Source organism: uncultured Porphyromonas sp. (assembly GCF_934359325.1).
GTDB lineage: Bacteria > Bacteroidota > Bacteroidia > Bacteroidales > Porphyromonadaceae > Porphyromonas_A.
On sequence record NZ_CAKRLH010000060.1, the window covers coordinates 1 to 8,748 of the forward strand.

Consider the following 8,748-nt stretch of genomic DNA (forward strand, 5'->3'; position numbering starts at 1 on the left):
TCGAGAAGATGGCGGCTGAGGGGAAGTGTATCGGACACTTAGAGGACGGACGTGTGGTCTTTGTGCCATACAGCGCTCCGGGAGATGTGGCCGACCTGCTTATCACGAGGAGCAAGCACTCCCATGCAGAGGGGCTTATCGACCGCTTGATCACCCCGTCAGATCGGCGACGAGAGCCGGCATGTCCGCACTTCGGTCTCTGCGGTGGCTGCAAGTGGCAGCATGTGCCCTACGAGATGCAGCTTCAGGCCAAGGGTCAGCAGGTCTATGACCAGCTGACCCGGATCGGCAAGGTGACGATCGGAGAGCGGCGTCCGATACTGGGCTGCGAGAGGGAGCTGGGGTATCGGAATAAGCTCGAGTTCACCTTCTCCTCCTCCCGCTGGATCACCGAGGAGGAGCGCGACCGACTGGATGGGGAGGCGGTCGATGAGCGGCGGGGACTGGGATTCCACATCCCGGGGCGCTTCGACAAGGTCCTCGACATCCGCGAGTGCTACCTGATGGATGACCTGAATAATAGGATCCGAAACTTCATCCGCCACTACTGTCTCACGCACGATGGGTACACCTTCTTCGATCTGAGAGACCAGGTGGGGCTGATGCGGACGATGATGCTACGTATATCCTCCACGGGCGAGGTGATGCTGGTCCTTGCCTTCGGTGAGGAGGACGAGGAGCGCCGCACTGCCCTACTTAGTGCGCTGAGGGAGGCATTCCCCGAGATCACCTCCCTACTCTACGTGATCAATACGAAGGGCAATGACACCCTCGATGGGCTCGAGGTGAAGTCCTTCTCCGGCAGAGACTATATCGTCGAGGAGATGGAGGGGCTGCACTTCAAGGTTGGACCAAAGTCCTTCTTCCAGACCAATAGCCGCCAGGCCTACCGTCTCTACTCCGTGGTTCGCGAGCTGGCAGGTCTTACCGGCAAGGAGATGGTCTACGACCTCTATACCGGTACCGGCACCATCGCCTCCTTTGTCTCCCGTCAGGCAGCGCACGTGATCGGCATCGAGTACGTCGAGGAGGCTATCCGTGATGCGAAGCTCAATGCGGACTTCAATGGTCTGACGAATCTGGACTTCTACGCCGGAGACATGAAGGATATCCTGACAGATGACTTTGTGGAGTCTCACGGGCGACCCGATGTAATCATCGCAGATCCGCCTCGAGCAGGCATGCATCCCGATGTGCTGCAGACGATCCTGCATGCCCACCCGGACCGCATCGTCTATGTCAGCTGCAATCCCGCCAGTCAGGCACGAGATTTGCAGACCCTTCAGGAGGAGTACAGCGTCGCCGTGACGCAGCCTGTGGATATGTTTCCGCAGACGCATCACGTCGAGAATGTTGTCCTCCTCATACGCAAGTAAGTCACACCATTTTTATTTCAATACATACCGACTTTTGACAACTTCGACTACCTCACCCGAGCGCACTGAAGCGCTTGTCCACAGTATCGTAGAGGGCCTCAAGGCCAAGAAAGGACACGCCATCACCATCCTCGACTTGCACCGCCTGCATGATCGACCCACCGACTATATGATCATCGCAGAGAGCAATAGCCCGACTGGCATCAGTGCTCTGGAGGACTCAGTCCTAGAGACGGTGAAGGAGCAGGCAGGAGAGCGTCCCATCCGCGTCCATAAGGGGAGCGGTGAGTGGATCGCTATGGACTACGTCGATGCGATGGTCCACATCTTCACGCCGGAGTTACGCACCTTCTATCATCTCGAGCAGATGTGGGAGGATGCGGACCTGACCCGACTCGAGGACGAAGTCTGAGATGTATTATAGTAAACTGATCCATACTTATGCCAAATAAAACCATGCCTCAGAGAGGCAACCCGAAGCGCAAGCCAAATTTCAATATCGGCTGGATCTTCATGATCATCATGATGGTGATCCTGGGGCTCTACTTCTTCGGTGACAATAGCAACGCCCGCTCAGTCAAGTGGTCTGACTTCCAGACCCTGATGGAGGACGATGCCTTTGAGTCCATCACCGTCTACTCCTCTAAGGGGAAGGTGGATGCCACCCTCCGCCAGGGCAAGGAGGGTCGTCTCGTCGACCTCGGCATCGTACCGGCAGAGCAAGTCAAGGAGACCCGCCCGCGCCTCCTCGGTGCCACGCAGGTCACGTCAGAGATGCCGGGTGCGACAGCCTTCAACGACATATATCAGAAGATCAAGAGCTCCGACAAGCCGATCTCCACAGAGATCTCGTACGTCAATCAGAGCATCAGCTTCTGGACCATCCTCCTACAGACCTTACCCTTCCTCCTCCTGATTGTTTTCTGGATCTGGATGATGAGAGGCTTCTCCGGGATGGGCGGTCGCGGCGGTGTGATGAATGTCGGCAAGTCCAAGGCTCAGCTCTTTGATCCGGAGACAAAGGTGAAGACCACCTTTGACAACGTTGCCGGCCTCTACGGCGCCAAGCAAGAGGTGATGGAGGTAGTCCACTTCCTCAAGGAGCCCAAGCGCTACACCCACCTCGGCGGTAAGATCCCCAAGGGCGTGCTCCTCGTAGGCCCTCCCGGGACAGGTAAGACACTCCTCGCCAAGGCTGTTGCCGGTGAGGCAGGCGTGCCATTCTTCTCCCTCAGTGGCTCAGACTTCGTTGAGATGTTTGTGGGCGTAGGAGCCAGCCGTGTGCGGGATCTCTTCAGCACGGCAAAGGAGAAAAGCCCCTGCATCATCTTCATCGATGAGATCGATGCCATCGGTCGGGCGAGGGGAAAGAATGCCGGCTTCGGAGGCAACGACGAGCGGGAAAATACCCTCAATCAGCTGCTGACTGAGATGGACGGATTCGACACCAATAGTGGAGTCATCGTCATGGCGGCTACAAACCGTGCTGACATCCTCGATAAGGCACTGATGCGTGCCGGTCGCTTCGACCGACAGATCTACATCGACCTGCCGGACCTCAATGAGCGGAAAGAGATCTTCCTCGTCCACATGAAGGGGCTCAAGCTGGCGCCCGACGTGGATCCGGACAAGATGGCTCGCCAGACGCCGGGATTCTCCGGGGCAGACATTGCCAACGTCTGCAATGAGGCGGCACTCATCGCCGCCCGTGAGTCGAAGAATGCCGTGGAGGCTGTCGACTTCTCCAACGCCGTCGACCGCGTCGTCGGCGGACTGGAGAAGAAGAGTGCCATCATCACCAAGTCGGAGAAGAAGATGATCTGCATCCACGAGGCGGGTCATGCCACCATCAGCTGGCGTCTCCGCTATGCTAATCCGCTCGTCAAGGTAACCATCGTACCGAGAGGGCGCGCGCTCGGAGCCGCCTGGTACATGCCTGAGGAGCGGCAGATCGTCCCCAAGGAGGCGATCGAGGACGAGATGTGCGCGACCCTTGGTGGCCGTGCCGCTGAGGAGCTCTTCATTGGACACATATCCACCGGTGCCTCCAACGACCTCGAGAAGGTGACCCGCATGGCACAGGCGATGGTGGTCAATTACGGGATGAGTGACAAGATCCCCAACATCAACTATGAGGACAATCAGGGAGAGTACAACTTTACCAAGCCCTACAGCGACGAGACTGCCCGACTGATCGACCAGGAGATCCGAAGCATCATCGCCGAGCAGTACGAGCGTGCCAAGAAGATCCTGCGGGAGAATGAGGAGGGACACCACGAGATGGCGGACCTGCTCTTTCAGCGCGAGGTGATCTACACTGAGGATGTGGAGAAGATCCTCGGCAAGCGCCCCTGGAGCTCTCGAGCCGACGAGCTGCTCCGCGATGCAGAGGAGCAAGGGGGCGAGGTCAGAGAGGAGACCCCTCACGAGACCGAGACTCCCGACCCGACTGACAGGTCGGATGCCACTCCATCAGAGGGCACGACCACTCCCCCACCCCCTCCCTCTTCCACTAAGTCAGAAGAGGAGGACTCCTGCAGTGAGCAGGTCCACGACTCCGGCATACTGGGAGCAGACTCCTGCGGAGACTGACCGAGACCGTGTCGTAAGAGCGTATTAGCGTAAGAGATCGCGGCTCTCTCGTCCGAGTGGGACGAGGGAGCCGCGATCTTTTATACTCTTACGGCAACGACCCTTGATCCGTCAACACTGAGCAATCACTCCTACCCTGACAGACTGCCAGACGAGGAAGCAGTCCAAGACACCCTAACGCCCTTATATCTAATGCTTTACCGATCGACCATATGACCACAGAAAAGGCACTCCGAGAAATAATTCACAACAGACTGGTTATCAGCATAGTGATACAAGGCAAATCTATTACCGGTAATAGTTTTCACTAAACCCGATATTAGTTTCGACTATTACCGGTATTAGATCGAACTAATACCGACATTAGTCCACGGGTTTTTGCTACATTTGTATGGTATAGTGGTGAAGGTTGCGATTTGCCTCACTACTGACCTTTTAGAGTTACACTCTTAGACACTTTTTATCCCCTATATGAGACATCTACTCAGACCCACTCATCTGACAGTCCTACTCCTACTCACCGGTCTGCTGTTAGTCAGCGGATGCGACAAGAAGCGTATGTCTTACGTCGACATGATCAAGCAGGAGGAGAAGGAGGTGAAGCACTTCACCGACTCCCTCGGTATCCGTATCATCAAGGAGCTCCCTGCCGACCTTATCACCCCGGAGGGGACCTTTGTCGAGATCAAGGAGGGACTTTTCATACGCGTGGTGGAGAAGGGCTCAGCGGTGACCGGCAGTCAGCGGATCATCTCTGCTCGTATGGAGATCGAGGGCATCGGTCCGCGCATCTCCAAGGAGTCGATCAAGAGGATGAGCAACGGCGGTCCCTACAGCGGCGGCACCGGAGCCCTCACCTTCGTATACACCGCTAAGGGGGAAGACGTGGTCATCGACCCCAATCAGGACGCACAGGAGAGTGCCAATAACAACCTCCAGTGTGAGGCACTCCTCGAGGCTGTGCGTCTTGCCGGAGTACCCTCCAGAGTGCAGGTGATCACCTCCTTCCGCCACGGCCCGATAGCCTTCTCTAAGGACGGCTATGCGCTCTACTTCAAGGATGTCCGCTTTGAGTACAAGAAATAACCGAAAATATTGATGCCATGAGCCTTATCAAGTCTATATCAGGGATCCGAGGCACCATCGGGGGATCTGCCTCCGAGGGTCTCAATCCGATCAACATTGTCAATTTCACCGCAGCCTTTGCCACCCAGGCACGGAAAAACTCTCCCGTACAGTCCAATAAGATCGTCGTGGGCCGCGATGCCCGCATGTCCGGCGATATGATCCAGAGGATCGTGATCGGGACGCTACAGGCTGTCGGCTTTGACGTGGTGAATATTGGTCTTGCCACCACTCCGACGACAGAGTTTGCCGTTACCGAGGAGGGTGCCGACGCCGGTATCATCATCACGGCCAGCCACAACCCTAAGCACTGGAATGCCCTGAAGCTGCTCAATCACGAGGGCACCTTCCTCTCCGATGCTGAGGGGCGCGAGGTCTACCGGATGGCTGATGCGGAGGACTTCTCCTTTGCCGAGGTGGATCACCTGGGACATGTGGAGCATAAGGACTACACCGATGCTCATGTGCAGATGGTGCTGAGTCTGCCCGAGGTGGATGCGGCCGCGATCCGAGAGGCCGGACTGACCGTCTGCGCCGACACGATCAATTCTGTCGGAGGCATTGCCCTTCCCCGCCTCTTCGATGCGCTGGGTGTCAAGAGTGCCTATCTGCTTCATGGCGAGCCTACCGGGGACTTTGCACACAATCCTGAGCCTTTGCCACAAAATCTTATCGAGCTGGGGCAGTTGGTCAAGGAGAAGAAGGCCGATGTCGGGTTCTCTGTCGATCCCGACGTGGATCGCCTGGCGATCTTCTGTGAGGACGGCACTCCATTTGGCGAGGAGTACACCCTCGTCAGCATTGCCGACTACCTGCTGAGCCTCTATCCCGGCAGCGATACCGTCTCCAATCTCAGCTCCACCCGAGCCCTACGTGATGTCACCATATCTCACGGCGGCACCTATACCCCTGCCGCTGTCGGCGAGGTGAATGTGGTGACGAAGATGAAGGAGGTGGGTGCGCTGATCGGTGGTGAGGGCAATGGCGGTGTGATCTATCCTAAGGCTCACTATGGACGTGACGCTCTCGTAGGCATTGCGCTCTTCCTCACCATGATGGCAAAGCGCTTCCTCAAGCCGACCCAGATCAAGGCTCTCCTCCCGCAGTACGCGATGGTGAAGAAGCGTCAGGATCTCACCGGTCTCGATGTGGACAGGATCTTCGACGACATCAAGAGGGCGTATAAGGATCAGTCCATCACCACCATTGATGGGGTGAAGATTGACTTCCCCGACCGCTGGGTCCACCTCCGAAAGAGCAATACCGAGCCGATCATGAGGATCTATGCCGAGGCACCTACCGAGGCTGAGGCTGATGCGATAGCGGAGGAGGTTATCTCACACTTTGCTCCCCACGAAACCAATCTCGATGCGTATAAGTAAGGAGAGCATCGTCAAGCGTTTTCTCCGCTACGTTTCCCTCGAGACTACGTCCGATCCCTCCAGCGAGGAGACTCCCTCCTCGGATAAGGAGTGGGATCTGGCGCATCTCCTCTGCTTTGAGCTTCAGAGCATGGGGCTTGCAGCAACTGTGGACGATCACTGCTACGTCACGGCGACCATTCCGGCCGTAGGGATGAAGGATCAGCCTGTGATCGGTCTGATCGCCCACCTGGACACCTCGCCTGATGCTTCCGGAAGGAACGTCAAGCCACGTATCGTCCACTACGAGGGCGGAGAGATCATGCTTAATGAGGAGAGGGACATCACTCTCTCCCCACAGAAGTTCCCCGAGCTCGCCCAATACGTGGGACAGGAGCTGATCGTCACCGATGGCACCACGCTTCTCGGTGCGGACGATAAGTCCGGCGTCGCAGCCATTATGGAGCTGGCACACTACCTCACCACTCACCCTGAGATCCCCCATGGGGAGATACGGATCGGCTTTACTCCCGATGAGGAGATCGGCAGAGGGGCTTCGCTCTTCGACGTGAAGGGCTTCGGTGCAGACTTTGCCTATACCGTGGATGGCGGAGCTATCGGTGAGCTGCAGTACGAGAACTTCAACGCCGCCTCCGCCACCATACACTGTCATGGACTCAACGTCCACCCCGGAGACGCCAAGGGCAAGATGATCAACGCCATGCGTCTCGCCATGGACTTCGACAGCACCCTACCCGACCAGCGACCCTCCACGACTGAGGGGCGGGAGGGATTCTACCACCTCGTCTCTATGACCGGCACAGTAGAGGAGTCAGAGCTAGAGTATATCCTCAGGGACTTCGATAGCGAGGCACTCGAGGAGCGCAAGGACACACTAGTCCGCACAGCGGCGGCGATCAATTCTCGCTACGGCGAGGAGCGCATCACCGTCACCGTCCGCGACCAGTACCGCAATATGCTGGAGTGCCTGATCTATCGGATGGAGATCGTCGACCACGCCGCCGAGGCGATGAAGCGGCTCGGCATAGAGCCGATCACGTCGCCCATCAGAGGCGGCACCGACGGCGCCACACTCAGCCATAAGGGACTCCCCTGTCCCAATCTATTTGCCGGCGGGCTCAACTTCCACGGCATCTATGAGTACCTCCCTATCCCCTCACTCGTGATGGCAGCAGAGACCCTGCTCGAGATCGTCACCACCGAAGTGAGATAGCAAGACAACCTTTTTACACAAAACTCAATACAAACTATCAATCTATGGAACTAAAGAAAACCCCCTTCCATGACATCCATGTCAAGCTCGGAGCCAAGATGACCAACTTTGCCGGCTACGATATGCCGATCCAGTACCCCGACGGCATCGTAGCTGAGCATATGGCAGTCCTCGAGAGCGTAGGCGTCTTCGATGTCTCCCACATGGGCGCCCTCTTTGTCAGTGGCCCCAAGGCTGAGGAGTTCCTCCAGAATGTCTGCTCCAACGACATCTCCAAGCTCACCGACGGCAAGGCGCAGTACAATTACTATCCCAATGACAAGGGTGGTATCGTCGATGACTTCATCGCCTACTGCTTCGGCGACTACTACATGCTGGTCGCCAATGCAGCCAATATCGAGAAGGACTTCAAGTGGATCTCCGACCACAAGATCGACGGCGTAGAGCTGGAGAACCGCTCAGAGCGGATGAGCATCCTCGCCGTCCAGGGTCCCAAGGCCAAGGAGACGATCCAGAAGCTGGTCGACATCGACGTTGACGCGATCCCCTACTACAGCTTCCACAGAGGGAAGTTCCACGGAGAGGAGGTGCTGGTATCCAATACCGGCTACACCGGCGCCGGTGGTTACGAGCTCTACATCCAGGACATCAAGGATCCGGAGAACTTCTGGAATCAGCTCTTCGAGGCAGGGAAGGAGTTTGACATCAAGCCGGTCGGCCTCGGTGCCCGTGACACCCTCCGTCTGGAGATGGGATTCTGCCTCTACGGCAACGACATCGACGACACCACCAATCCCTACGCCGCCGGTCTCGGCTGGACGACGAAACTGATCGAGGGCAAGGAGAACCTCCCCGGTCGCAAGATCCTTGAGGATGCTAAGGCAAACGGCACCAAGTATCGTCTCGTCGGCATCGAGCTGAAGGGTCGCGGTGTACCTCGCGAGGGTTACAAGGTGACCGACGGCAACGGTAAGGAGATCGGACACCTCACCTCTGGCACCATGTCTCCCGCGCTCAAGAAGGGCATCGCCCTCGGCTACGTCCTCACCGACTACAAGAA

General features: G+C 57.2%; 7 protein-coding genes. All 7 read left to right on the forward strand.

Annotated elements, in window-relative coordinates; genetic code table 11:
- Nucleotides 1–8: 8 nt before the first annotated feature.
- Complete coding sequence (gene rlmD, locus Q0F21_RS03620; protein ID WP_297237502.1) at nucleotides 9–1,376, forward strand: 23S rRNA (uracil(1939)-C(5))-methyltransferase RlmD; 1,368 nt, start codon at nucleotides 9–11, stop codon at nucleotides 1,374–1,376.
- 34 nt (nucleotides 1,377–1,410) lie between these two features.
- Nucleotides 1,411–1,788, forward strand: coding sequence for a ribosome silencing factor (gene rsfS, locus Q0F21_RS03625; RefSeq protein ID WP_288966939.1), 378 nt, complete (start codon nucleotides 1,411–1,413; stop codon nucleotides 1,786–1,788).
- Nucleotides 1,789–1,817: 29 nt separating this feature from the next.
- The gene (ftsH, locus tag Q0F21_RS03630; RefSeq protein WP_297237492.1) at nucleotides 1,818–3,968 is read left to right on the forward strand and encodes an ATP-dependent zinc metalloprotease FtsH; all 2,151 of its coding nucleotides are present in this window, start codon (nucleotides 1,818–1,820) and stop codon (nucleotides 3,966–3,968) included.
- A 471-nt stretch (nucleotides 3,969–4,439) separates the two neighbouring features.
- Nucleotides 4,440–5,054: a DUF4827 family protein gene (locus Q0F21_RS03635; RefSeq protein WP_297237494.1), complete on the forward strand. Its 615-nt coding sequence runs from the start codon at nucleotides 4,440–4,442 to the stop codon at nucleotides 5,052–5,054.
- Between the two features lie 17 nt (nucleotides 5,055–5,071).
- Entirely contained in the window at nucleotides 5,072–6,475 is a 1,404-nt protein-coding gene (gene glmM, locus Q0F21_RS03640) for a phosphoglucosamine mutase (RefSeq protein ID WP_297237497.1), read from the forward strand.
- Entirely contained in the window at nucleotides 6,462–7,688 is a 1,227-nt protein-coding gene (gene pepT, locus Q0F21_RS03645; RefSeq protein ID WP_297237499.1) for a peptidase T, read from the forward strand. The genes glmM and pepT overlap by 14 nt, the downstream gene beginning before the upstream one ends.
- A gap of 44 nt (nucleotides 7,689–7,732) precedes the next feature.
- Nucleotides 7,733–8,748: glycine cleavage system aminomethyltransferase GcvT (gene gcvT, locus Q0F21_RS03650; RefSeq protein ID WP_297237500.1), on the forward strand; the 1,016-nt coding region annotated here is incomplete at its 3' end.

What these genes read in the sequence shown, in the direction of transcription:
- pepT (WP_297237499.1), top strand. Translation starts at nt 6,462, where the DNA reads ATGCGTATAAGTAAGGAGAGCATCGTCAAGCGTTTTCTCCGCTACGTT.
- rlmD (WP_297237502.1), top strand. Translation starts at nt 9, where the DNA reads ATGGCGGCTGAGGGGAAGTGTATCGGACACTTAGAGGACGGACGTGTG.
- Q0F21_RS03635 (WP_297237494.1), top strand. Translation starts at nt 4,440, where the DNA reads ATGAGACATCTACTCAGACCCACTCATCTGACAGTCCTACTCCTACTC.
- glmM (WP_297237497.1), top strand. Translation starts at nt 5,072, where the DNA reads ATGAGCCTTATCAAGTCTATATCAGGGATCCGAGGCACCATCGGGGGA.
- ftsH (WP_297237492.1), top strand. Translation starts at nt 1,818, where the DNA reads ATGCCAAATAAAACCATGCCTCAGAGAGGCAACCCGAAGCGCAAGCCA.